The 22,072-nt window shown below is 54.0% G+C and carries 29 protein-coding genes; 10 read left to right on the top strand and 19 right to left on the bottom strand.

The window, feature by feature from the left end:
• The first annotated feature begins 153 nt into the window (after positions 1 to 153).
• Genes V8J88_RS12205 through V8J88_RS12185 form a run of 5 tightly spaced genes read left to right on the top strand, consistent with a single transcriptional unit; the run spans position 154 to position 4,427 of the window.
• Entirely contained in the window at positions 154 to 1,854 is a 1,701-nt protein-coding gene (locus tag V8J88_RS12205) for a DUF2300 domain-containing protein (RefSeq protein ID WP_338849813.1), read from the top strand.
• A 1-nt stretch (position 1,855) separates the two neighbouring features.
• Complete coding sequence (locus V8J88_RS12200) at positions 1,856 to 2,623, top strand: DUF2135 domain-containing protein (RefSeq protein ID WP_338849811.1); 768 nt, start codon at positions 1,856 to 1,858, stop codon at positions 2,621 to 2,623.
• A gap of 6 nt (positions 2,624 to 2,629) precedes the next feature.
• Positions 2,630 to 3,409 carry a DUF2135 domain-containing protein gene (locus tag V8J88_RS12195; protein WP_338849810.1) on the top strand — a complete coding sequence of 260 codons (780 nt, stop codon included), beginning with the start codon at positions 2,630 to 2,632 and terminating at the stop codon, positions 3,407 to 3,409.
• Positions 3,351 to 4,112, top strand: coding sequence for a hypothetical protein (locus tag V8J88_RS12190; RefSeq protein WP_338849998.1), 762 nt, complete (start codon positions 3,351 to 3,353; stop codon positions 4,110 to 4,112). Before V8J88_RS12195 ends, V8J88_RS12190 begins: the two co-directional genes overlap by 59 nt.
• Before the next feature lie 6 nt (positions 4,113 to 4,118).
• Entirely contained in the window at positions 4,119 to 4,427 is a 309-nt protein-coding gene (locus V8J88_RS12185; protein ID WP_338849809.1) for a hypothetical protein, read from the top strand.
• Positions 4,428 to 4,564: 137 nt separating this feature from the next.
• Here V8J88_RS12185 and V8J88_RS12180 read toward each other — a convergent pair whose 3' ends face one another.
• The 18 genes from V8J88_RS12180 to V8J88_RS12095 all read right to left on the bottom strand — a co-directional run bounded on the left by V8J88_RS12180 (position 4,565) and on the right by V8J88_RS12095 (position 16,299).
• Entirely contained in the window at positions 4,565 to 4,723 is a 159-nt protein-coding gene (locus tag V8J88_RS12180) for a hypothetical protein (RefSeq protein WP_338849808.1), read from the bottom strand.
• Positions 4,724 to 4,768: 45 nt separating this feature from the next.
• Positions 4,769 to 5,053 carry a hypothetical protein gene (locus tag V8J88_RS12175; protein ID WP_338849807.1) on the bottom strand — a complete coding sequence of 95 codons (285 nt, stop codon included), beginning with the start codon at positions 5,051 to 5,053 and terminating at the stop codon, positions 4,769 to 4,771.
• A 96-nt stretch (positions 5,054 to 5,149) separates the two neighbouring features.
• Positions 5,150 to 5,902: an Imm52 family immunity protein gene (locus V8J88_RS12170; RefSeq protein ID WP_338849806.1), complete on the bottom strand. Its 753-nt coding sequence runs from the start codon at positions 5,900 to 5,902 to the stop codon at positions 5,150 to 5,152.
• 7 nt (positions 5,903 to 5,909) lie between these two features.
• Positions 5,910 to 6,242 carry a Tox-REase-5 domain-containing protein gene (locus tag V8J88_RS12165; protein ID WP_338849804.1) on the bottom strand — a complete coding sequence of 111 codons (333 nt, stop codon included), beginning with the start codon at positions 6,240 to 6,242 and terminating at the stop codon, positions 5,910 to 5,912.
• Positions 6,243 to 6,319: 77 nt separating this feature from the next.
• Positions 6,320 to 6,781: a DUF6861 domain-containing protein gene (locus tag V8J88_RS12160; RefSeq protein ID WP_338849878.1), complete on the bottom strand. Its 462-nt coding sequence runs from the start codon at positions 6,779 to 6,781 to the stop codon at positions 6,320 to 6,322.
• A 20-nt stretch (positions 6,782 to 6,801) separates the two neighbouring features.
• Positions 6,802 to 7,353: a hypothetical protein gene (locus V8J88_RS12155; RefSeq protein WP_338849803.1), complete on the bottom strand. Its 552-nt coding sequence runs from the start codon at positions 7,351 to 7,353 to the stop codon at positions 6,802 to 6,804.
• A 7-nt stretch (positions 7,354 to 7,360) separates the two neighbouring features.
• Positions 7,361 to 7,690 (bottom strand): AHH domain-containing protein, encoded by a 330-nt coding sequence (locus V8J88_RS12150; protein WP_338849801.1) that lies wholly within the window; start codon positions 7,688 to 7,690, stop codon positions 7,361 to 7,363.
• Entirely contained in the window at positions 7,690 to 8,241 is a 552-nt protein-coding gene (locus tag V8J88_RS12145; protein WP_338849800.1) for a DUF1629 domain-containing protein, read from the bottom strand. Before V8J88_RS12145 ends, V8J88_RS12150 begins: the two co-directional genes overlap by 1 nt.
• A gap of 13 nt (positions 8,242 to 8,254) precedes the next feature.
• Positions 8,255 to 8,794 (bottom strand): AHH domain-containing protein, encoded by a 540-nt coding sequence (locus V8J88_RS12140; RefSeq protein WP_338849799.1) that lies wholly within the window; start codon positions 8,792 to 8,794, stop codon positions 8,255 to 8,257.
• A complete protein-coding gene (locus V8J88_RS12135) occupies positions 8,757 to 10,400 on the bottom strand; it encodes an IS66 family transposase (RefSeq protein WP_338845588.1) in 1,644 nt (547 codons plus the stop codon). The genes V8J88_RS12140 and V8J88_RS12135 overlap by 38 nt, the downstream gene beginning before the upstream one ends.
• 118 nt (positions 10,401 to 10,518) lie before the next feature.
• Positions 10,519 to 10,863: an IS66 family insertion sequence element accessory protein TnpB gene (gene tnpB / locus V8J88_RS12130; RefSeq protein WP_338845587.1), complete on the bottom strand. Its 345-nt coding sequence runs from the start codon at positions 10,861 to 10,863 to the stop codon at positions 10,519 to 10,521.
• Positions 10,860 to 11,180 (bottom strand): hypothetical protein, encoded by a 321-nt coding sequence (locus V8J88_RS12125; protein ID WP_338845586.1) that lies wholly within the window; start codon positions 11,178 to 11,180, stop codon positions 10,860 to 10,862. Before V8J88_RS12125 ends, tnpB begins: the two co-directional genes overlap by 4 nt.
• A gap of 190 nt (positions 11,181 to 11,370) precedes the next feature.
• Complete coding sequence (locus tag V8J88_RS12120; protein WP_338849797.1) at positions 11,371 to 12,138, bottom strand: Imm52 family immunity protein; 768 nt, start codon at positions 12,136 to 12,138, stop codon at positions 11,371 to 11,373.
• Between the two features lie 3 nt (positions 12,139 to 12,141).
• Positions 12,142 to 13,509, bottom strand: a complete 1,368-nt coding sequence (locus V8J88_RS12115; RefSeq protein WP_338849796.1) for a DUF6861 domain-containing protein — start codon at positions 13,507 to 13,509, stop codon at positions 12,142 to 12,144.
• Positions 13,510 to 13,653: 144 nt separating this feature from the next.
• Positions 13,654 to 14,412, bottom strand: a complete 759-nt coding sequence (locus V8J88_RS12110; protein WP_338849795.1) for an Imm52 family immunity protein — start codon at positions 14,410 to 14,412, stop codon at positions 13,654 to 13,656.
• A 1-nt stretch (position 14,413) separates the two neighbouring features.
• Positions 14,414 to 14,806: a Tox-REase-5 domain-containing protein gene (locus tag V8J88_RS12105; RefSeq protein ID WP_338849794.1), complete on the bottom strand. Its 393-nt coding sequence runs from the start codon at positions 14,804 to 14,806 to the stop codon at positions 14,414 to 14,416.
• A 346-nt stretch (positions 14,807 to 15,152) separates the two neighbouring features.
• Positions 15,153 to 15,704 carry a hypothetical protein gene (locus V8J88_RS12100; RefSeq protein ID WP_338849793.1) on the bottom strand — a complete coding sequence of 184 codons (552 nt, stop codon included), beginning with the start codon at positions 15,702 to 15,704 and terminating at the stop codon, positions 15,153 to 15,155.
• A 7-nt stretch (positions 15,705 to 15,711) separates the two neighbouring features.
• Positions 15,712 to 16,299, bottom strand: a complete 588-nt coding sequence (locus tag V8J88_RS12095) for an AHH domain-containing protein (RefSeq protein ID WP_338849792.1) — start codon at positions 16,297 to 16,299, stop codon at positions 15,712 to 15,714.
• A gap of 335 nt (positions 16,300 to 16,634) precedes the next feature.
• On the opposite strand from V8J88_RS12095, the gene V8J88_RS12090 reads away from it, so the two are divergent.
• The 5 genes from V8J88_RS12090 (at position 16,635) to V8J88_RS12070 (ending at position 20,814) form a co-directional block, all read left to right on the top strand.
• Complete coding sequence (locus V8J88_RS12090; protein ID WP_338849791.1) at positions 16,635 to 17,192, top strand: helix-turn-helix transcriptional regulator; 558 nt, start codon at positions 16,635 to 16,637, stop codon at positions 17,190 to 17,192.
• Between the two features lie 89 nt (positions 17,193 to 17,281).
• Positions 17,282 to 17,593 (top strand): hypothetical protein, encoded by a 312-nt coding sequence (locus V8J88_RS12085; RefSeq protein WP_338849789.1) that lies wholly within the window; start codon positions 17,282 to 17,284, stop codon positions 17,591 to 17,593.
• Between the two features lie 393 nt (positions 17,594 to 17,986).
• On the top strand, positions 17,987 to 19,030 hold the full coding sequence (locus V8J88_RS12080) for a hypothetical protein (protein ID WP_338849788.1): 1,044 nt from the start codon (positions 17,987 to 17,989) through the stop codon (positions 19,028 to 19,030).
• Positions 19,031 to 19,075: 45 nt separating this feature from the next.
• The gene (locus tag V8J88_RS12075) at positions 19,076 to 19,648 is read left to right on the top strand and encodes a hypothetical protein (protein WP_338849787.1); all 573 of its coding nucleotides are present in this window, start codon (positions 19,076 to 19,078) and stop codon (positions 19,646 to 19,648) included.
• Positions 19,645 to 20,814: a hypothetical protein gene (locus tag V8J88_RS12070; RefSeq protein ID WP_338849786.1), complete on the top strand. Its 1,170-nt coding sequence runs from the start codon at positions 19,645 to 19,647 to the stop codon at positions 20,812 to 20,814. The genes V8J88_RS12075 and V8J88_RS12070 overlap by 4 nt, the downstream gene beginning before the upstream one ends.
• A gap of 354 nt (positions 20,815 to 21,168) precedes the next feature.
• On the opposite strand, the gene mmsB is transcribed toward V8J88_RS12070, so the two are convergent.
• Complete coding sequence (gene mmsB / locus V8J88_RS12065) at positions 21,169 to 22,071, bottom strand: 3-hydroxyisobutyrate dehydrogenase (protein WP_338849877.1); 903 nt, start codon at positions 22,069 to 22,071, stop codon at positions 21,169 to 21,171.
• Position 22,072 lies beyond the last annotated feature (1 nt).

Here is a 22,072-nt window from a genome sequence, read left to right as displayed (position 1 = left end):
TCACAAATCGCAGGCTGGGTTGAGCAAGGGCAAACCCGGCGTCCGGCGCCATCGGCCACGCATGCGGCTTATGGCGCATATTTTCGCCCGCTCCAATGCTTGATGTTTGCCGCCGCTGTCGGCTGGGTTTGCAACCCAGCCTGCGCAAAACCCGTGGCCGCCGCGCCATCCGCCCGCCTTGCTGCGCCGCCGGCCTTGCTCATCATGCAAAGCCCCGATGGCGCGCAAAGTTACTGGGAATTGCGCAAACAGGAGGCGCGTGAAGCGGGGCCGGCGACACAAGACTATTGGCGACAAGCGCCGCTGGGCAGCTTATGGAAAATTTTCAGCTATCTCTATTTGCAGCAGCAAAAAATCGCTGAAAATCCCTACCAATGCCAGGGCCGCGACCTGGAGCAGGAAGCCTATTGCTGTGAAAGCGGACAAAGCATACAAAGGCAGGCCGCTCTGGCGCGTTCCTGCGGCTTGTATTTTGAGCCGGCGCGCTGGCAAATCACAGCGCAAGACTGGCGCCAATTCTGGCAGCAGGCGCTTGCCGATGCGCCGCACTGGCTCTTGACGCTGCCCGCCAAACGCGGTCTTCAGCAAGCCGCGCTCAACATCTCCCCAGAGGAATTGTTACGCCTGATGGCCAAATTGCCGCCCGCCTGGCGCGATGATTTGCGCCAGGGCTTGCTCGACGTCAGCCTGCACGGCACCGCGCGCGAATTGCTGCCAGTCAGCGGCAGCGCGCCGCGCCTGAAAACCTGGACCTGGCGCGATCCGCAAGACAAACACCGGCGCATCAGCGGGGCGATGGGTTTTTTGCCCGATGGCAGCCTGTTTTGGCTGGGCGGCCCTGGCAGCAGCCAGCATTTTTTGCCAGCCTACAGCGCAGCCTTTACCCAAGTCTGGCAGCAGGCGATGCGCCTGCCTGAGATCCGTCACAGCGCTTCCTACAAAGGGGAAGAATGCGTGGACGTGCATTTTTACAAACGCTATCCCTTGCGCCAGGTGCTGCAGCGCAAAGACGGCGCCTGGAGAGCGGCCGCCAGCGGCCCGCTGCAGGGCGAATACCAACTGCATTTTGAACATGGCAAGCAATTGCAAATCCGGCTTGAGTCGCCGCTGCACTTGCTGCAAAAACAGGGACGCTGGCAAATTCATGGACGCATGGCCTTGAACGATTATGTCGCCCGTGTGGTCGAGCGCGAAGGGCAGGGCGCGCAAGCGGGACAGGCTGCCGCCGCCTATGCGCTGGCGGTGGCGGCGCGCAGTTATTTGTGGCAAAACGGCCAGTTTCATGGCGGCTGCCGCAGCATCGCCGACGACACCCGCCATCAGCGCGTCTTGGCGGCGCGTCCGGCTCATGCGGCCTTGCAGGCGGCCTGGTTTACCGATGGCTTATTGCTCGACGGCGCAGCGGTGCAATATCACCTGGATGCCGCACGCCCCGGCGTGATGTCCTGGCGGCTGGCGCAGCAACAGGCGCGCGCCGGCTGGGATTTCACCCGCATTCTGCGGCACGTCTGGCCGCAAGCGCAACTGGCCAGCGTGCACGGCGCCAAAGCCTGCGAGCGCTTAAGCCAAAGCGAAGCCTGGCTGGCGCAAAAGCTGCCGCGCTGGCGCAGCCGTTTGCAAACTGAGACAGGTTTTGAGGATTTGCCGGCGGCGCCGCACATCTGTCTGCTGGATTATGGCAACCCGTATTCCGATCAGCGCAGCATGCGCATGTATGTGCGCAGCGGCCAGGGATTGGAAGATAAATTGAATATTGCGCATGAATACTTGCATCTGGCTTTCAAGCGCCACCCGCGCGGGGTGGATGAAGCCTGGCTGGAACACAAGGCGCGTGAATTGGTGGAAGGACTGTGATATGAAAAAGCAATCGCGCCTCGCGCTGTCAGCCGGAATCGGCCTTGGTCTTGGCTTCGCCACATTCTCAGCATGGGCGCTGGAAATAGAAGCGCCGGCTGGCGGCTGGCGTTTTCATCAGGAAAACGATAGCGGTTTTGCCCAGCAAGTGCAGTACCCGGCATCCAGCGTGAACAGCAGCGGAAACGCCGCGCGCCATTTGATCAAAGGCCGCATCGCGCAATGGAAAAAACAGGGCAAACCGGCCACCCTGGTGGTGAATGGCGTGGCCATGCCCTTGCTGGTGGGCGATGACGGCGCCTTCAGCCGCCCGTATGCATTCGGACGCGGTTCTAACAGCATCGAAGTGCGCGATGGCGGCAAGCGCAGCCGGGTGCAGTTTTACGACGGACGCGAGAATAAATTGCAAGCCCGTTTGCGCGTGGTGATGTCCTGGGATACCGGCGACAATGATCTGGATTTGCATGTGGTCTCGCCCGATGGCCAGCATGTATTCTGGGCTGGCCGCACAGCCGCCAATGGCGGCGCCTTGGATGTGGACGTGACCACCGGCTTTGGCCCGGAAATCTACGCCAATCCTACCCCGCCGCGCGGCCTGTACCATGTATTTGTGTATTACTGGGGCGCCGGCAAAGACAAGGGCGAACTCACCAGCGCCAGCATCAGCCTGGTGACGCATGAAAACACAGTGAATGAAAAGCAGCAAAATTTCCGCGTGCCCTTGCGCAAACCGGGCGACTTGGTGCTGGTGAAATCATTTTATTTCTGACGCCATATGAAAACGCTTGCCTGCCTGTGCTTGTTGTATAGCAGCGCCGTCTTGGCGCAGAGCGGCGTGGCGCTGGACAACCCGGCTGGCGGCTGGCGCTATGAAGAGGCGCAGGCGGATCGGCAGGGCAGCGGCTACGCTTACCCGTATTCGCCGATTGATCGCGGGCGCCAGGATGGGCGCACCCTGATTCAGGGCCGCTTGCAAGAGCTTGGGCGGCAGGGACGCACACCGCTGATTGTGATCAATGGCAATCCGATGCCGCTGTATACCGATAAAGATGGGCGCTTTGTGCGGCCCTATGCCTTTGGCGCCGGCTCCAACAGTATTGAGATCCGCAGCAAACAGCAGACTTACCGCATGCAGTTTTATGAAGCCAAGGCCAACCGCCAGCAAGCCGCCATACGCATCATATTGGATTGGGATGAACCGCAGGCCGAAATTGATTTACATGTGATCACCCCGGATGGCCAGCACGCCTTCTGGGCGCGGCCACAGCTTGAGGGCGGCGGCGGCATGGATTTGGATTCTGTCGATGGGGCCGGGCCGGAAATGTTTTCCACCACAGCGCCTAAGCGCGGCTTGTATCAGGTGTATTTGAATTATTGGGGCAATTTGGGCAATGCCGGTTATCATTTCAATGATATCAACCGCAAAGCGCCGATTATCACAGCCAATGTGACCTTGGTGCTGCATGAAAACACAGGACGCGAAAAGCGTATGCACTATGTGGCGCCCATCCGTAAAATCGGCGATCTGCAAAAAATCACTGCCTTCATCTGGTGAGCGCGGCCTTGTCGCGCTCTTATTCGCCGGCGCCATTTGCTACGCAGGGCCGGTTTGTGCGGCCAGCTTTGAAGAAGAATGCAAGCGCATCAGCCATGAGGTGCGCATCTTCGAGCAACCCTTGCAATATCAGATCTCCCACCAGGCCGACATACGCACCCTGGCGCAAATGCATCAAGGCGAGCAGGCCCAGGCGCTTGAAAAGAACGGTAAAAAGCAGCATGTGCTGGGCCTCACCCGCATGCAGGGCAATTCGCTGATACAAATGTTTTTGCGCGGGCGCGAATATCTGCAAAGTGAATGCTATGGCGTGCAACTCGAACTGCGCATGGACTATCCGCCCGCCATCATCTATCTGGCGCGCGAACTCACGCCCGATTCCTGCGCCTGGAAAGAAGTGCTGGCGCATGAATTGCGCCATGTCGAAGCATACCGCCGCCACCTGCCGCGCGTGGCGCAAGTGATGCGCCAATTATTGAGCACGCGCCTGGGCAAGCAAGCCCTGTATTTCCAGCGCGGCACAGGGCAGGCCGCTTTGCAGCGTGAACTCAATGAAGTCTGGATGCCGCGCCTGCAAGCCGAATTGGATAAAGCGGAAGCCGAACAGGAGCAGATCGACAGCCCGGCAGAATATGCGCGCTTAGGCCTTGTTTGCCAGGGCGAGATTCAACAGATTCTGCGCAAAATCCCGGCTGCGGGTTAGGACGGCATGGGTATGGGGTGGGCGGCGCACTATATTGAAAAACTCAAGCGCGGCGAAACCGTTTCCTTCCGCCCGCGCGGGCATTCGATGATGCCAAAAATCAAATCCGGCCAGCTCTGCACCGTCGCCCCGGCCGAGCCTGGCGCGCTGGGCGTGGATGATATCGTGCTGTGCAAAGTGCATGGGGTCGAGTATCTGCATTTGATCAAAGCGATACAAGGCGGCCGCTTTCAAATCGGCAATAACCGGGGCAAGATCAATGGCTGGATCAGCGCCAACAGTATTTTCGGACGCCTGATCAAACTGGAAGATTAGCGCCTGTTCAAACAAATTCAGATCAAAAAACGGAAAAAATAATGAAATCAAAAATCAATGGGGTCAGACTCGATTGAAACAAAAATCAATGGGGTCTAATCAATGGGGTCAGACTCGATTGAAATCAACAACAATAGTCAAAGATCGCTTGAAGGACTTGCGGCGCTGCCAAAGGCGGGCATGGCAGCGTCAAAATGAGATGGTGCAGGCTGAAATGGTGCAATCTGCTGCGCCGACTTTGCGCGCAGGAGGTCAGCAGTAATGCTCTGCGCGATGCGGAAAATGTTGCTTGCCATTTCGCCGGGCGCCATCCTTGCAGCGAGACGGCGCCCCGCGCCACATCAATTCACATCCGTGTTACCAGCCGCTTGCGCAAATCGTTGCAGCACACTGGAAAAATCCAGCTTTCCCGCCCCCGTCTGGCAATGCATCTGATACAGGGCCATGGCGGCGCTGCCCAGTGGCGTCGGACTGGGCTGTTCGAGTTGCGCGGCCAGGCGCAAATCATTCCGCCAATGCTGTGCTATTCTCCCTCGTCCATATTTCAACGTCTCGATGAAGAAGTTCAGGCTATCCGGCTGGGCGAGTTGAGAAATCAATCCAGTCTGACCCCATTGATCCTTCATACGGATTGTCTGTCTTGCACAGGCGGTTTGCCGCCAAGGTCAGTTCCTGCTGATTTGGCAGGGCTAAAACTGCCAGAAAGTGAATGCGCTTGCATCTCAGTTTTCAATCCAGCCATGCTCCATCAGCCGCGCCCGCAATAATTTGCCGCGCGCAACGTGTTCGGGGTTGTCAGCCGAAACCATTTCCTGATCGAGCATGAATAAGGTTCCGCCCTGCGGCACGGCTTCCCAGGTAATGCCCATGCCCAACAACTCGGATTTGGCGGGGATTTGCTCGGGGGGGAGGTGGGCTAAATAGGTGAGCCAGCCGATGGCAGTAAAATTATCATCGTCGATTGCATCTGATAGCTTAAGTGAAAAGATTTTCCCTAAACTAACATTCCAATGCGTTATGCCAAATAAGAGTGTTTTCTTGACCACCTGAAATAAAGGGGATGATTTTATAATTTCCGAACAAATATCTTTGCATATCTTGACTGTTACGCTATTTTTAGTGAATTCGTCATACGCGCCGATTGTCCCAATCAGGTGGAGGCCAGTATTACGTTTTTCTGAATTACTAAGATGAAATGAGAATCCTAGTGGTGAATTTGCGTGTGATGTTGGCTTCCCATTTGCTTCATAGCTTGAGTATCTATGTTGATCTGATATCGTGTGCGTACAGAATTCACTGATCCAGTCATCGCTTTGACTTTGTTTATCGAGAGTTGTAGATTGAAAAGAAATTTTGTTACCATGTGGTATTTGCTTCTCCAATAATTTCTGGAACACATGTACTGCTTGAGCCGCATCCAAAAGGCTAAGCATGCGAGACTGCCAATAAAATCCGATCATCAGATCATTCATCATGTCCTCATTAAATCTTTGGGTTGAAGATGCATTTGATCTCATATTTTCCATTTTCGCGTAAGAAGTCGCTCACCGCTTGCTTTGCCTGTTCAGTTGAGAAATGCCATTCGGTTTTCGTTCCACGTGCCGATGCAATTTGCTTTACGGCTGATTCCAATACACTCTTGTTCCAAAAGCTCGCATCCAGAGGCGGAAACTTCTCCCAATCCTTCGCATCCAGCAACACCTTGCGCACCGGATCATACCCATCAAACAGCACCTTGCCGCTGGGCACGCCAGGGTGCTCAACTGCATATTCTACCCCACGCTCCACGCCGGTCACCAATTCCTGATATTCCACACCCTTGGCGCGCAGCGGCGCCGCTTGCCAGACGCCGGGGCCGCCTTGGCTTTGGCCGATCAGGCTTTGCGCTGCCGTCAGCGGCGGGCGGCTTGGTATAGGCGCGGTGGCGGGTTTGGATGTTGGCGCTGGCGCGCGGGGTGGCGGGCTGGCTGGCGGCCCAGACACTGCCGGCCGGGCGAAAGGGCCGGGCGCGGCTGCGCTGCCTGCGGGTTTCGGGCCGCTGCTGGCGTGGGCGTGCGCGGGTGGTTTGACTTGCAGCAAGGGATGGCGGTGGCGGCGGCGCCGTGCTGGCTGAGCCATTGCGCAAAGCGTTCGCCCTTGCCACGGGTGAACCAGGCCAGCAAGGCGCTCAGCAAAGCCAGGGTAAACAGCATATGCCCCTCAGCAAAGTGCTGGCTGGCGCGCAGCGTGCTGACTTTTCCCAAGGCCATCCGATCTGTGTGCGGCATCGGCCCCCAAGCGTCCCAAAAACCAAGTTTGTAAGACTGCAGCACTTGCGGCATGGTGTGCACCAGATACTGCGCCACCTCGGCGATGCCGACCAGAATGCATGCTATCAGTAAAAAATTGATAGGCCAGCCGGTTGAATAGCCCAGCCAGTTATATTTGCATCTTGGAAAATATTCACTAAGTCTTGTTTTGCAGCATGATTCAGATAAATTCTGTTATTTGCTGTGTGCTTATCTTTGAATATGCAAGGCTTACTTGGAATATTATCCTCAAAGAAAGCTTCTTGAATAACAGAACCATGCAGCTTCTCGGACTTGTCGTAATCAACGCACTGAATAATGGTTTGTACATTGTAAAGCCATGCATCACCATCTTTACACGCAAGCTGGATGAGTTCGCCAAAGTTCCCTAGATATTCAGCCAGAACTCCATGCGCCTTTTGAGAAAGAATAACTGTACCAGGAATAAGCAAGCCTATGTCGGCTCGCTCTTTTTGTTTTTTTCTTCTCTTGTCAAAATACTTTTCAATAACAGGCGGGGTCTTCCAGTTAATTTTTTCTCCATTCAAATCAAGATATTCATCCAATATCTCTGTTTCACGCGAGAAAACCATCGTTGCGAAGTTGTTGACATCGCCACATTTTAATTCGTAGATCATTATTACCTCAATAAGGAAATGTGCCGCTCATAATTCGCACAGCAATTAATGTAAGTGTTTCTCTTACCGCGTCGGGACCTTTATTTTTGGACGTTCGGAGTAAATTGTAAACATTCATGTGATAAACATCCGTATGAATATTCTCATGCGGCAAGGAATTTGGCAAATGCGGCACTTTGCTGGTTTTCTTGCGTTTGGTGTAGCAGCCATTTGCAAAGTCATTAATACCCACGCCTTTATTGAACATAATCAATCGGGATAGTTCGGCGCGCACATCTTGCGCCGCTACGATGTGATGTGCGTCGGAGTGGCAATATAAGTGGGTGCGAAATGGCATCAATACATATCAGACAATCCTGCTTCCTCAATATGGCAGCCTGTTAAATTATTGCTATCAACAATTTTTTCTACCACCACCTTGGCAGCCTCATTTAAATATATTCTTGACTTTGCTGTCAGAGTATCTTTGAAAATACATGGAGCATCAGGTACATTTGAAAAATAGAATTTTTCACGTATTACTTGATCAAGAAATTTTTCAGAATTTTTATAATCAACACAATCAATAAGAGTAGTTACGTTGTACAGCCATACTTTCTTATCTTCTGTATCCAGTTGAATTAATTCTCCGAATGACAATAAAAAGTCGTGTATTGCATCATATGCTTTTTCAGACAAGGCAATGCCACCGTGAAGAAAAAATGCAAAATCCGCAACATCCTTTTGCTTCTTACGCTTTTTGTCGAAAAATGGCACTACCCTTGGAGGTTTGTTCCACTGTATCGCTTTTCCTTCAAGGATAAAATCATGTATTGTCATGCCAGCATTATTATCTAGAACCCACATAGAAAAATTATTTAAATTTCCGCACTTTATTTGATAAATCATAATTTTCTCCTTTTTAATATGAAAAAGTTCCGTTAACAATCATTTTTCCAATAGCCTTTAAAACTTCGCGGCAACTATCGCTACCTTTATTTACTGTAAAGCTCAATCTGAAATACACAGCGGTATGATAGATATCCGTATGAATATTCTCATGCGGCAAGGAATTTGGCAAATGCGGCACTTTGCTGGTTTTCTTGCGTTTGGTGTAGCAGCCATTTGCAAAGTCATTAATACCCACGCCTTCATTGAACATAATCAATCGGGATAGTTCGGCGCGCACATCTTGCGCCGCTACGATGTGATGCGCGTCGGCGTCGGGGTGGCGTTGTAAGTTGGGATCGGCGCGGTGCATGTTGGCGGCAAGCTTGCGGGCGTGGCGCAGTTTGCGTGCGGCCTCCTGTTGCAGTTGTTCTGCTTTGGCTGGCAGGGTGACGCCGTTTTTGTAGAGAATTTGTCGCTTCTTCTCTTGCAAAATGAGCTGATTGGTAACCGCCCAACGCGCCCACGCCCCCCCTTCAAACTTGAGGCAGTGGCGCGAGCGGCAATAACTCATCCAGTCTGCTGGTAGGCCAAGTGGGTAATTTATTGAGGGTATCCAGTAGCCAGGCATACGGTTCCAGGCCATTGAGTTTGGCAGTTGTCAGTAAAGACATAATGCTTGATGCGCGGTGGCCGGCGCGCTCGGTGCCGTAAAACAGCCAATTCTTACGTCCGATAGCGATCGGGCGCAAGGCGTTTTCTGCCGGATTATTGTCAATCGGCAAATCGCCGCTGTGCGCATAACGCACCCGCGAAGCCCAACGGCTGATGGTGTACATGACCGCTTTTTGCAAGCCGGAGGACGGTGACGCCCTGGCCCCGATTTCTGTGAGCCACGCCTCGAACTCCGTCAACAATGGTATGCTCTTTCGTCGTCGCAAGGCCGCGCGGTCTTCGATGCTCATCTCCTTGGCTTCGCGCTCAATTTCGTACAGCTGGCCAAAGCGGAATAAGGCTTCGGTCGTGATCGGCGTTGGCTGCGTCGCATGCAAATCAAAGAATTTTCGTCGCGCATGCGCCATGCAGCCCAGCTCCACCACGCCGCCAGTAAACAAGGCATCATAGCCGGAGTACGCATCCACCATCAGATAGCCACGCCAACCATCCAGCATGTTGCGCGCATGCTGTCCCTTCCGCGAAGGCTGATAGTCGTACACCACAATGCGCGGCCCCGGCTCCAGATCATTGCTGCGATACACCCATTGATAACCGCGCTCGGTTTTACCCGTCTTCGGCGCCAATTGCGCCACCGGCGTTTCATCGGCATGCAAGCATTGCCGCTGGCGCAGCAATTCGGCCAAGCGATCAGCCAGCGGCGCCAGCGCCACGCCCAAACGCCCCACCCACTGCGCCAGCTTGGTGCGCGACAAGGCAACCTCATGGCGTGCGCCGATCTGTTCCAGGCGATACAGCGGCAGATGATCGATGTATTTCGCCACCGCCAGCCAGGCCAGCACATCGTGTTCGACGCCGCCACCGTCAATAATCGAGGGCGCACTTGGCGCTTGATGAATGGCTTGGCAAGCGTGACAGGCGTATTTCGGATAGCGGTGGCGCTTGACGCTGAACACAGCGGGCTGCACCGATAATTTTTCGGTGACATCTTCACCAATTTTGCGCATCGCTTTGCCGCATTCCGGGCAGTCGTAACTGGCCGGCTCGTGCAACACGTCTTCGCGCGGCAAGTGCGCCGCCAACGGCAGGCGTCCGGGACGCCTTTGCTTGGCCGGCTTGGCTTGCCGGGACGCAGCCGCGAGTTTATCCAACTCGACTTGCGCAGCTTCAAGGTCGGCTTCAATGTCTTCCTCGAACAAGCTGCGCTGATGGCTATCCACCACCCGCTCGCTCTTGACGCCGTAACGCATGCGGCGCAAATACGCGACTTCTTGCTGGAGTCTTTCGTTGTGCTGTTGCAGTTGCGCAGCGTGCCGTTCTGCGTGCGCGGCTTGCTGTGCGAGCAATGTGACTTTTTGCTCGGCGTGCGCGGCGCGTTGCGCGAATGCGGACGCATTTTGCTCGACGTGCGCGGCTTGCTCAAGCAGCGCCAGCAGCTCTTCCCGCAGCGGGGACGGGATGCCTTCGGCGTGTTGCAAGCGGTGTTTTTGCGCAGTGAAATCCATGCGCTAAGTGTAGCATTTGCCGGTGTATTGCTCTGTGCAAACGGCATGATTTTTGCGGTTTTTTTCATGTGTTTTCCTGCTTGAGAAAGCGCCCATGCGATGGCTGCAAAAATGCGCTTTAATACAGCCAATCCGGGATGCGATCCGCGCTCAAACGGCGCCAATCGACGCCTTTGCAAAGCCATTCCCATTGCGCAGGATTGAGTATAAAAAGTTGTGCGTCAGCTTCGGGCCAGGTGAAGCCGCCTTGATGCAAACGGCGTTGACACAGCCAAATGCCGCTGGCGTCAAACACCAGCGCCTTGAGACGGTTTGCGCGCCGATTGCGAAACACATACGCCGCGCCGTCGCTGGGCGTGCGTCCCAAGGTGTGTTGAATACGGGCGGCCAGACTGTCGATGCCGGCGCGCATATCAATCGCCTCTTGCACCAGCCAAATTTGCCCAGGCTGCGGCCAACTCATGCCAACTCCCGCAGTAATGCGGCCAGCCATTGCGGCGTGACATGCAGCGGAATATGCAGGCGCTGCACTCCGCTTTCGAGGGTGAGATGGCCAGCGGGGGAAGCCGGCATGACGTCGGCTGGCGCTTGCGTGGCGACCAGCGTTAGCGGCGCGCTGTGCTCTGCTGTCGTGCGGCTGCGTTTGATCCAATATTGCAGGACCGGCAGATTGATTTCATGCTGACGGGAATATGCGGTTTGCGTTTGCCCGCTCAAGCGCCATGCCCTTACGTGCGCGAGCCATTCTTCCCTGCGTTGTTTGCGTGATTTGCTGTGCATCCTATGCCTCCTTTTTGATGGGCATAGCATGCGCTGGTTTTTATGGGCTGGGGAGATGGGGCTGTTGGGCGCTTACGCTGATTGCGCACTTCATACGGATTGTCTGTCTTGCACAGGCGGTTTGCCGCCAAGGTCAGTTCCTGCTGATTTGGCAGGGCTAAAACTGCCAGAAAGTGAATGCGCTTGCATCTCAGTTTTCAATCCAGCCATGCTCCATCAGCCGCGCCCGCAATAATTTGCCGCGTGCGACGTGCTCGGGATTGTCAGCCGAAACCATTTCCTGATCAAGCATGAATAAAGTACCGCCTTGCGGTACGGCTTCCCAGGTAATTCCCATGCCCAGCAGCTCGGATTTGGCGGGGATTTGCTCGGGGGGGAGGTGGGCGAGGTAGGTGAGCCAATTAATTGCGGTGATGTCCTCTTCAGAAATTTTATAGGCAAAATCCTGATCACCTGCACGCAAGGAATCAGGTTTGCACATAGAAATACTTAGCAATGCCAGATTTTTTAGTTTTATCTTCATGAGATGAATAGTATTATCATCAGCTTTTCTTGTGTTTGGAAAGTTAATGAGGAAGCTATTTTTTCTGAAAAATTTCCCATGATTCCCATCGGAAAAAGAAATATTAATTCCCCCATCTTTTAATTTCTTTCCAGTGTTAAAGGCTTCATCAAATCCAAATATGCTTTTTGCATTATCGCTGATCATGTTATTCTCATCAACTTCGGTGAAAATCTTATCATCCGCACTGGAAGACACTCGCAAGATTTGCATCAAGTTTGAAAAATTTTCGGCAATAGGATGTGTTACATCTTTTCCTTTGGCGATGTGACAAAAGTGAGAAAATGTATTATCAAATTCTCTTAATGCGCTTAGCATTTTCTGGATATTAGCCGCAAATTCACCAAAAGAAATGTATGACTCATTCCAATAGGCTCCAAGTATGACACGTCTCATTTCTTATTCCTTTCCACTTACTAATAGACGTATGCCTTTAATTTCATATTCATTTAACAGGTCGCGCACAGCATTTTTTGCCGAAAGCGTGCTGAAATGCCATTCAATCGGCATTCCTCTTGCTGCTTCTATTTGTTTTTTGGCGTCGTTTCGAGTTTTTGCATACCAAAACTCAGCATCCAGAGGCGGAAACTTCTCCCAATCCTTCGCATCGATCAAAACCTTGCGCACCGGATCATACCCATCAAACAGCACCTTGCCGCTGGGCACGCCAGGGTGCTCAACTGCATATTCTACCCCACGCTCCACGCCGGTCACCAATTCCTGATATTCCACACCCTTGGCGCGCAGCGGCGCCGCTTGCCAGACGCCGGGGCCGCCTTGGCTTTGGCCGATCAAGCTTTGCGCTGCCGTCAGCGGCGGGCGGCTTGGTATAGGCGCGGTGGCGGGTTTGGATGTTGGCGCTGGCGCGCGGGGTGGCGGGCTGGCTGGCGGCCCAGACACTGCCGGCCGGGCGAAAGGGCCGGGCGCGGCTGTGCTGCCTGCGGGTTTCGGGCCGCTGCTGGCGTGGGCGTGCACCGGTGGTTTGACTTGCAGCAATGGGTGGCGGCTGGCGGCGGCGCCGTGTTGGCTGAGCCATTGCGCAAAGCGCTCGCCCAGCGCAGGCGCGGCGCGCACGCTGGCCAGCATGGCTTGCGCTTCGCCTTTGCCACGGGTGAACCAGGCCAGCAAGGCGCTCAGCAAAGCCAGGGTAAACAGCATATGCCCCTCAGCAAAGTGCTGGCTGGCGCGCAGCGTGCTGACTTTTCCCAAGGCCATCCGATCTGTGTGCGGCATCGGCCCCCAAGCGTCCCAAAAACCAAGTTTGTAAGACTGCAGCACTTGCGGCATGGTGTGCACCAGATACTGCGCCACCTCGGCGATGCCGACCAGATTGAGCAGAAAGGCGCCAATTTGCGTGCCCAGCACGGCGCCGGCGGCGGCGCCGGGCGCCGCGCCTACACCTGCGGCAAGCGCACCCGCAGCGCCACCCAGCAGCGCGCCCAAAGCCGCGCCGCCGCCCAGATATAAAGCCAATTCCTTGCACAGTTTTTCCAGCAGCGGGAGCAAGCTGGCGATGTGAAACTGGCCGAGCGCGTTGTGCATGCGCTCCTGATACATGGCGTTGGCCTGTTCCAAGGCTTGCATGACGCGCTGCCCGCGCGCAATCGCCCCACAGGCGTCGCGCGTCATGCCGAAAGCGCTGTCGCCGCTGGCCAAGCGGCAGGCGCGCTGTAATTCTGGCCAGGAAGGCAGGCGCACACGCTGCAAGTCATATAAAAATGCTTGCACGCCGCGCTGCCAGATGGCGAAAAGGGGGTCTTGTTGCATGGGTGTCGGCAAAGAATGCGCAGAACAGCGCTTGTCACACGGGAAGTGCGGCAGTGTAGCATTTCCTTTGCTGTGTGTTGACTTATGCTTATAAATAAATAATTTCCATCAGAAAACGCAAACAAGCGCGGCAGTCAGGGGCGCTTAATTCTCAATCCAACCATGTTCCATCAGCCGCGCCCGCAACAACTTGCCGCGCGCCACGTGTTCAGGATTGTCAGCCGAAACCATTTCCTGATCCAGCATGAATAAGGTTCCGCCCTGCGGCACGGCTTCCCAGGTGATGCCCATGCCGAGCAACTCGGATTTGGCGGGGATTTCTTCCAAAGAGATATGTTTAAAAAAACTTATCCAACCTATATCGCTAACTTTGGAACCGCTTAATATTTTGCTGAATTGGAAATTGAAAATCTTCGCTTTGCATGCTTTCCAATGGGAAATGTTCAACAGTATAAGATCAACTATCCAATTTCTTAGTCTAACCTCTGATCCAGAAAATTCCAAAAGGCAGTTTTCAGAAAGTGTTATGCTCACGCAGTTATTGATAAATCCTTCTTCATATCCACCTTCCGTGATAATGATTGAAACATCGTTTCTAGGTTGGCTTGAGGTTAAATGGGTTACGAATCCCATTTTGCAATATGATTGATCCTGAATTTTTCCGTTTGGATCTAAGTTTGTATAATTTCTATCCAACCTAATTGCATGCTCGGCAATTTTCTCCTTTAATTTTGCAAGTGGCGTCGTTGTCTCTTTTTTTGAATCTCCATTGACTAAAAAAAGATTGTTAAAAAGTGGGCTGTACGCAGATATTTTCTGCAAAAAAGATGTTGTTTTATCGACATGATCTGAAAAACTTATCTTTTCTTCAGGCCAGAAAAGAGTGAGGATTATTTTCTTCATTTTAATTTTTCATAAATATGCATGTAATTGAATCCAAGCCATTCGATGCCAACAGTTCTTCTACGGCATCTTTTGCTTCTTTGGTGCTAAAAAGCCACTCGACCTTTGTTTTGCCAGCGGCAATCAATTGCTTTTGAGCATCTGCAACGACATTTGCATGCCAGAAAATTTCTTCAAGGGGTGGGTATTTCCGCCAATCCTTCGCATCGATCAAAACCTTGCGCACCGGATCATACCCATCAAACAGCACCTTGCCGCTGGGCACGCCAGGGTGCTCAACTGCATATTCTACCCCACGCTCCACGCCGGTCACCAATTCCTGATATTCCACACCCTTGGCGCGCAGCGGCGCCGCTTGCCAGACGCCGGGGCCGCCTTGGCTTTGGCCGATCAAGCTTTGCGCTGCCGTCAGCGGCGGGCGGCTTGGTATAGGCGCGGCGGCGGGTTTGGATGTTAGCGTTGGCGCGCGGGGTGGCTGGCGGCCCAGACACTGCCGGGCGGGCGAAAGGGCCGGGCGCGGCTGCGCTGCCTGCGGGTTTCGGGCCGCTGCTGGCGTGGGCGTGCGCTGGCGGTTTGACTTGCAGCAAGGGATGGCGGCTGGCGGCGGCGCCGTGCTGGCTGAGCCATTGCGCAAAGAAGAGAGTATTTTTTAGAATTTTTTGCTTTTCGATCTTATGATTCGGACCACTGCTGCATAATTCGCGGTCCGAAACCAGTACGCAGGCAGAAAAAGATGGCAATCAGTAAAATTCTGATATGCCAGCCTGCCTGATATCCAAACCTGTCAAGGAATGTTCCATTTGCAGTTTTTCCAAAATCATCTTTGCCTCTACATTTAAATAGATTCTGGTTCTTACAGTATGCACATCTTTGAATATTGCGGGCGTATTCGGAATATTATCTTCATAAAAATTTTCTATTCGGATTATATTCCCGGATTTTTCTGACTTCTCGAAATCAACACATGCAATCAGATTAGTTACATTATAAAGCCAAGCTTCTCCATTTTCGCACTCTAATTGAACCAGTTCGCCAAATTGCTTGAGGAAATCAGATAAAGCAATATATGCTTTATTGGTAAGTGTGATTGAGCCAGGAATAAAAATTCCAATATCTGCCCGATCTTTTTGAATTTTCCTCTTTTTATCATAATATTTTTGCACTTTGGGAAGTATCGGCCATTGCAAAGGCTTTCCATCAAAAAATAATTTGACATTCAATAAGTTTTGACCTGGGCTTGGTACTAAAGGTGCAAAGCTATTCAAGTCAGCACATCTTAGTTCGTATATCATATGAGCCTCAATATGGAAAAATACCTGCAACAATTTTGGCTGCAATTTTCTGTAAAGCAGCCCTGCATTCGTCAGCCCCAGTGCCAACTATTTCAAGAAGGCGTTGGTATACAGCGAAATGATAAACATCCGTATGAATATTCTCATGCGGCAAGGAATTTGGCAAATGCGGCACTTTGCTGGTTTTCTTGCGTTTGGTGTAGCAGCCATTTGCAAAGTCATTAATACCCACGCCTTCATTGAACATAATCAATCGGGATAGTTCGGCGCGCACATCTTGCGCCGCTACGATGTGATGCGCGTCGGCGTCGGGGTGGCGTTGTAAGTTGGGATCGGCGCGGTGCATGTTGGCGGCAAGCTTGCGGGCGTGGCGCAGTTTGCGTGCGGCCTCCTGTTGCAGTTGCTCTGCTTTGGCTGGCAGGGTGACGCCGTTTTTGTAGAGAATTTGTCGCTTCTTCTCTTGCAAAATGAGCTGATTGCGCACTTCATACGGATTGTCTGTCTTGCACAGGCGGTTTGCCGCCAAGGTCAGTTCCTGCTGATTTGGCAGGGCTTTTGCATAAATTTCTTCAGTCGTCGTCTGATCTTTTGGCATAGGGATTCCAAATAGGTGTCGGAAGTATGTGCAACAGAACTGTGCACGGGAAGTCAGAAGCGTCGCACGAAGGCTGGTTATTGCGCGAGAAATGTTAACATTTGTAACATCATTTCTTCATGGAAATTTCAATTATGGAAAGAGGAATTTAGCGCGTTCGTTATGTCTGACATGCGCCGCGCGGCGCCTCGGACCTTAGCTTAGATCGGGATGGAGTGCACACATATAAACTGTTGCAAATGTGCTGCTGTTCGCGCACTTTTTGCAATTTATGGCGATACTTTTGCTGCATTTCTCTTACAATTCCTCACATTAACACAGCGGGAAGCAAGATCATGAGTAAACGGGATTTGGCGGGGGATAGCATCAGCGCGTTTTGTCAACGCATGGTGGCGATGCGGGAGTTTTTTGGTTTGTCGCAGGCGGCCATGGCGGATCGGGTGGGGTGTTCGCGCTCGATTTGGCAACGTTATGAACGCGGCACCGAACCCGGCGCGCTGCAGATTGCGCGGGTGGCCAAACTGGGCGTGGATGTGCATTGGTTGTTGACGGGCGAAGGCAGTATGTTGCGCAAACCGGAACGCAGTTTGCCGGATGTGCCGCAACAAGTGTTGCTGGCGGCGCAGTTGCTCGACGATCTGCAAGCCGATTATTCCTGGCTGCGCGTGCCTGCAGTGCGCAATGCTTTGCAGGTGTTTTGCATGCAGGCCTGGGTGTTGGGGCTGGCGCAAGACGAACAGCGTGAATTATTAACGGGCTTGTGTCAGCAACTGGCGCAAGTGGATGCCCACGCGGATGGCGTGTTGCACGCTTTGTTGCACGCCAGTCCGGCGCAGCGCGCGGCCTGGGTGGCTCAGCTCAGCACGCCCAAGATGCGGCAAGAGGTGGCGTAAATGGCGACGCTGCGCCAGTGGGGCGCTTGTTTTCCAGCTGCAGTGCTGCGTATACTGAGGACTTTGCCACTCGCCCTCAGGAGTTTGCCATGCTGGACCTTTTACTGTTGGTGGATGCAAGCGCGGCGACGCTGCCTTGTGACCTTTCTTTACTTGGCGCTGATGCAGCAACAGGCGCGGACAGCTTCATGTCAAGCTCAGAAGTTCGCGCTGACGCATCGCTGCTCTTTATCTCTGGTACCGAAGGGTTGGAGGTGGGGCCACCACCACCACCTCGCTTTGTTTCTATTGAATCTGATACAGTCAGCATCAAATCAACCGCAGAAAGTAATATTGGCGGTTCGTTCCCCGGCATTTGGAAAACTGACCTCGATACTGGATGGCCCCCTCCGCCACGTTAATGTAACTGCACAATTTCAAGCCCTCCACCTGGAGCGCTGCCCCTGTGGTTTCAATGCACACTGCAATGCTGTGCTAGGAAATCAACACCGCAGGGGAGACTTCATTTACTATCTGAGGAGGATGGGTGAATGAATAATTCTGAAAACAATTTCCGAGAAGAAATTTCAATTGAAATTGTGGGCCGCGTCGTGCTTTGGCTTTTCTTGTTTGTGGAATTTTTATTTCTTGCAGAAATACGGAAATATAAAATTCTTATCTCTGATAACGCATATTTTTTAATTAATACCATACTCCCCATTATTTTGCTGCTTTCATTAAGAAAGTGGAGAGAAGTTCCTATAGTGCAAGATGTGATTGTGTACAATCTGTTCCGAGTTATGTGGTTTACATTCATGCACTGGAACTATCTGCTCGAAACGTCATTCTATAAATGGCAATATCAATATTTACTCATCCAGATTGTTTTTTATAATTTATTCATTTATTTCCTGATTCGCATTTCTTATTTTCCGCTCAAAGACGGTTATATCCCCTACCGCTGGCCGAACATCGCCTGGCCCCTGCAAGTATTCAGCCGTCGGCGCCTGTTTCCCGCTGCGTCTGTGCATTTACCCAACATGGGCTGGGCGCAATATGGGCGGATTGCTGCTTTGTTTGTCGCTGGCAATATCTTTGTGGTCGCCATGTTGGTGCAAGGGGAATTGCCGGGCAATTACCTGGCGGGTTTCTGTTGCCTGTTTTTACTCGCGTATCGTGCGCCCGCCTGCTTTCGCTGGGCGAACGACTTCATTACCCGCGCCAACCGCGCCGACCTCTTGCAACAACAATTGCTGCAGCAGGCCAGCAACCAGGCGCAATTGGACAGCGCGCACCAGCGCGCCTTGGCGATACGCGATCAGGAAATCGCCAATTTACGCCAGCAGCATGCGCAGCAGATGCGCGCCTGGGAGCAGCGCTTTGCCGAACATCAGCGCCAAACCATGGACAAAATCGCGCTGCTTGAAGCCAGCCACCAGGCCAGCCAGCGCACCCATTTACAGCACGCCAACGCGCTGCAGGCGCGCTTGCTGCAGATTGAGCAAAGCAGCCAGCGCCAACAACACGCGGTGCATGAACAACTCAAAGCGCACCGGTATAAAACCGCACAGCGTTTGCGCAGCATGCGCCAGCAGTGGCGCGATATGTTGCAAGCCTATGATTTCCAAAGCAACAGCACAGCGCTGTATCGCGACAGCTTGAACGAGTTGCAAACCGAGGCGCAGCACATGCGCAAGCTGTTGCAACTTGGGGCTGATGCCTTGCCGGCTTGCCTGCTGCCCGCGCTTGGCATGCTGGCCGACTATGCCAAGGCGGAACGCGAAGTGTTGGCGCAGGCTTTTTATGATTTGGTGTGCCCGGATCGCGGCCCCAAACCACGTTTGCGGGTGGCAGGCTGAGCCGGTCTGGTGATGACTCTTTTCGTTAAGGCACAGGAGGGGGCGATGATTGTAAATTTGGCGGATTGCCTGGAAGTGCGTTGCGGCGTCACCATGCGCAGCCGCATCATTACGCACCCGCAGGGGAATGTCTGTCTGGTGCGCATGCAAGATATGCATGATGAGAATGCTTGGCAGGCTTTACCATGCGTTTTGGCGAAAAACATGCCGCATGCCAATTTATTGGATCCTGCTTGCGATCTGGTTTTACGCGGGCGCGGGCAAAGGCTGACGATGCGCTGTGTGCCGCAGTTGACGATGCCGACGGTGTGCGTGTCGCCTTTGATGCGGGTGCGGGTGCGCGATCCGGCGCGCTTGCTGCCGCAGTATCTGTGCTGGTATGTGAATACGCCACAGGCACAGGCGCAATTGCAGCACCAGGCATATCAAAGCGATATTGCGCAATTGCGGGTACATGCTTTGGATGCACTGTGCATGCCCCTGCCTGCGCCTGAACGTCAGGCCATGATTTTGACGGCGGCGGCGCAGGCCAGATCGGATTGCGCCGCCGCGCAAGCCAAGGCTTGGCAGACGTATGAACAGATGATTCAGGATTTATTGGAGGAGGCTGGGCAATGAAATGCATTGATCCTGTCCTTTTTGCTTTGCCGGATGCGGTGTTGCAAGCGGGCGCCACGCTGCGTCGCCGTGTGGGTTGGCAGGCCGCTGCGCAAGCGCTCTTACCATTGCAGTTGTCGCATTATCTGGCGCAAGGGTGGTTACAGTGGCGGGCCGCGCGTTTTGGCGCGCATCCCGACTTGCAGCAATGGCGTAATCTGCAAGCTTTCACGCCGGGGGTGATGCGATGTGCGGGTCAAGCTTGGCATGTCAGCACGATGTTTTCGCATGCGCTGAGGGAGCGTCAGCCGACTTTTTTGCCGTCTGCTTTACAGCAATTGGAAGCAGCGTTTCCGGATTTACTGGCGCCGTGTTTCAGCGCTGGAGCATGGCCGGACCAGGTGCTGGAACCGTTGTTGTTGCGGCGTTTGCTGAATGCTTTGATGGCGTGTGATTTGTCTCAGACTGATACCTTGCACGCATGGCGCGCCTGGGTGCGCGCCACCCAGGCGCCAGCGCGACAGACGGTGTTGCCGGCTGGTTTGGCGGATTTGCTTGCCGCACTTTGCCAGCAGGATGCGGTATGTCATCTGCGGCGATGCGCAGTTGATTTATTTGGTGTTTTGCATGCGGCGGGCGTGCAGCAATCGCTGTTTTCTGCGCAAGCATCTGAGCGGGCGCATTGGCGGGCGCTTGGGCTGATGCATAATTTTTGCGAGGAAAGCTGGCATGCTTCGTCAGCCGGCTGTCAAAAGCAGCACTGGTTTTTACTGGATGTGCGGCAAGCACCGGCGCAGACATGCCAGCGCATGATTGAAGCGCAGCTTGAGACTTTACAAGCTGAGGCGTTTTTACTGGTGCTGGCGACAGAAGATGTGTCTCATCACGGTCAGTTTGCGCAGCTGTATGCTGCCTTACTGGAGCGTGCTGCGCTTGGCATGGTCTGTCATTTTCATGCAGGGCAGCAACCGGGGAGCGTGCTGCTTGTGCTGCGCCATGCTTGCCCGCGCCTGTTGTTGGCGCGTAGCGGGGCTGAGCTTAGCAAGGTGGAAATGCATGCCCTTGGGCATACTTTGCGCCATATCTGCGCTGGATGGACGCTCTGCTATCCACTGGAAACCCCTGCGCAGCGGGCGCAAGCGTTGGCGGCGTTGTTGTCGGATGGCAGCTTGTTATTGGCTGCGTAGTCTGCAAGAATCAATGGGGTCAGACTCGATTGAAATCAACAACAATAGTCAAAGATCGCTTGAAGGACTTGCGGCGCTGCCAAAGAATCAATGGGGTCAGACTCGATTGGAATCAATGGGGTCAGACTCGATTGAAATCAGCAACAATAGTCAAAGATCGCTTGAAGGACTTGCGGCGCAGCCAAAGGCGGGCATGGCAGCGCCAAAATGAGATGGTGCAGGCTGAAATGGTGCAATCTGCTGCGCCGACTTTGCGCGCAGGAGGTCAGCAGTAATGCTCTGCGCGATGCGGAAAATGTTGCTTGCCATTTCTCCGGGCGCCATCCTTGCAGCGAGACGGCGCCCCGCGCCACATCAATTCACATCCGTGTTACCAGCCGCTTGCGCAAATCGTTGCAGCACACTGGAAAAATCCAGCTTTCCCGCCCCCGTTTGGCAATGCATCTGATACAGGGCCATGGCGGCGCTGCCCAGTGGCGTCGGGCTGGGCTGTTCGAGTTGCGCGGCCAGGCGCAAATCTTTCAGCATCAAAGCGCTGGCGAAACCGCCGCTGTAGCCGCGCGCCGCCGGGGCTTGCGGCATCACACCCGGCCAGGGGTTATAGCCTTCCAACACCCAGTTGCGGCCCGAACTTTGGCTCATGATTTGCGATAAGACATCGGCTTGCAAACCATTCGCCACCCCCAGCGCCAAGGCTTCCGCCGTGCCGGCCATCAAAATCGCCAGCAAATGGTTGTTGCAGAGTTTGGCGGTTTGTCCTGCGCCATGGGGGCCGGCGTGAAAAGTATGCCGCCCCATCGCCGCCAGCAGCGGTGCGGCGCGCGCCAGGCTGGCAGCGTCGCCGCCAACCATGAAAGACAAGGTGGCGGCGGCGGCCCCGGCCACACCGCCCGACACCGGTGCGTCCAGCATCGTCACCCCGCGCGCCTGCGCCGCCTGGGCAATCTGGCGCGCCAGTTGCGGCGCAATCGTGCTGCATTCCAAAATCAGGCTGCCGGCAGGCAATAAGGGCAATATGCCATCTGTCCCCAGATACAGGCTGTGTACGGCTTGATTGTCCGGCAGCATGCTGATCACAGCTTGCACGCCTTCCAGCGCGGCGGCGGCAGTCGGCGCCAGCGCGGCGCCGAGCGCCGCCAACTCTGCTCCGGCGGCAGGGTTGTGGTCATACGCTTGCACGGCAAAACCGGCGCGGCACAGATTGCGCGCCATCGGCAAACCCATTTGCCCTAAGCCGATAAACGCCAGTTTGCGGATT

Source organism: Massilia sp. W12 (assembly GCF_037300705.1).
Classification (GTDB): domain Bacteria; phylum Pseudomonadota; class Gammaproteobacteria; order Burkholderiales; family Burkholderiaceae_D; genus JACPVY01.
The sequence above is the reverse complement of the archived record's forward strand: the minus strand, read 5'-3'. Positions and strand labels throughout refer to the sequence as shown.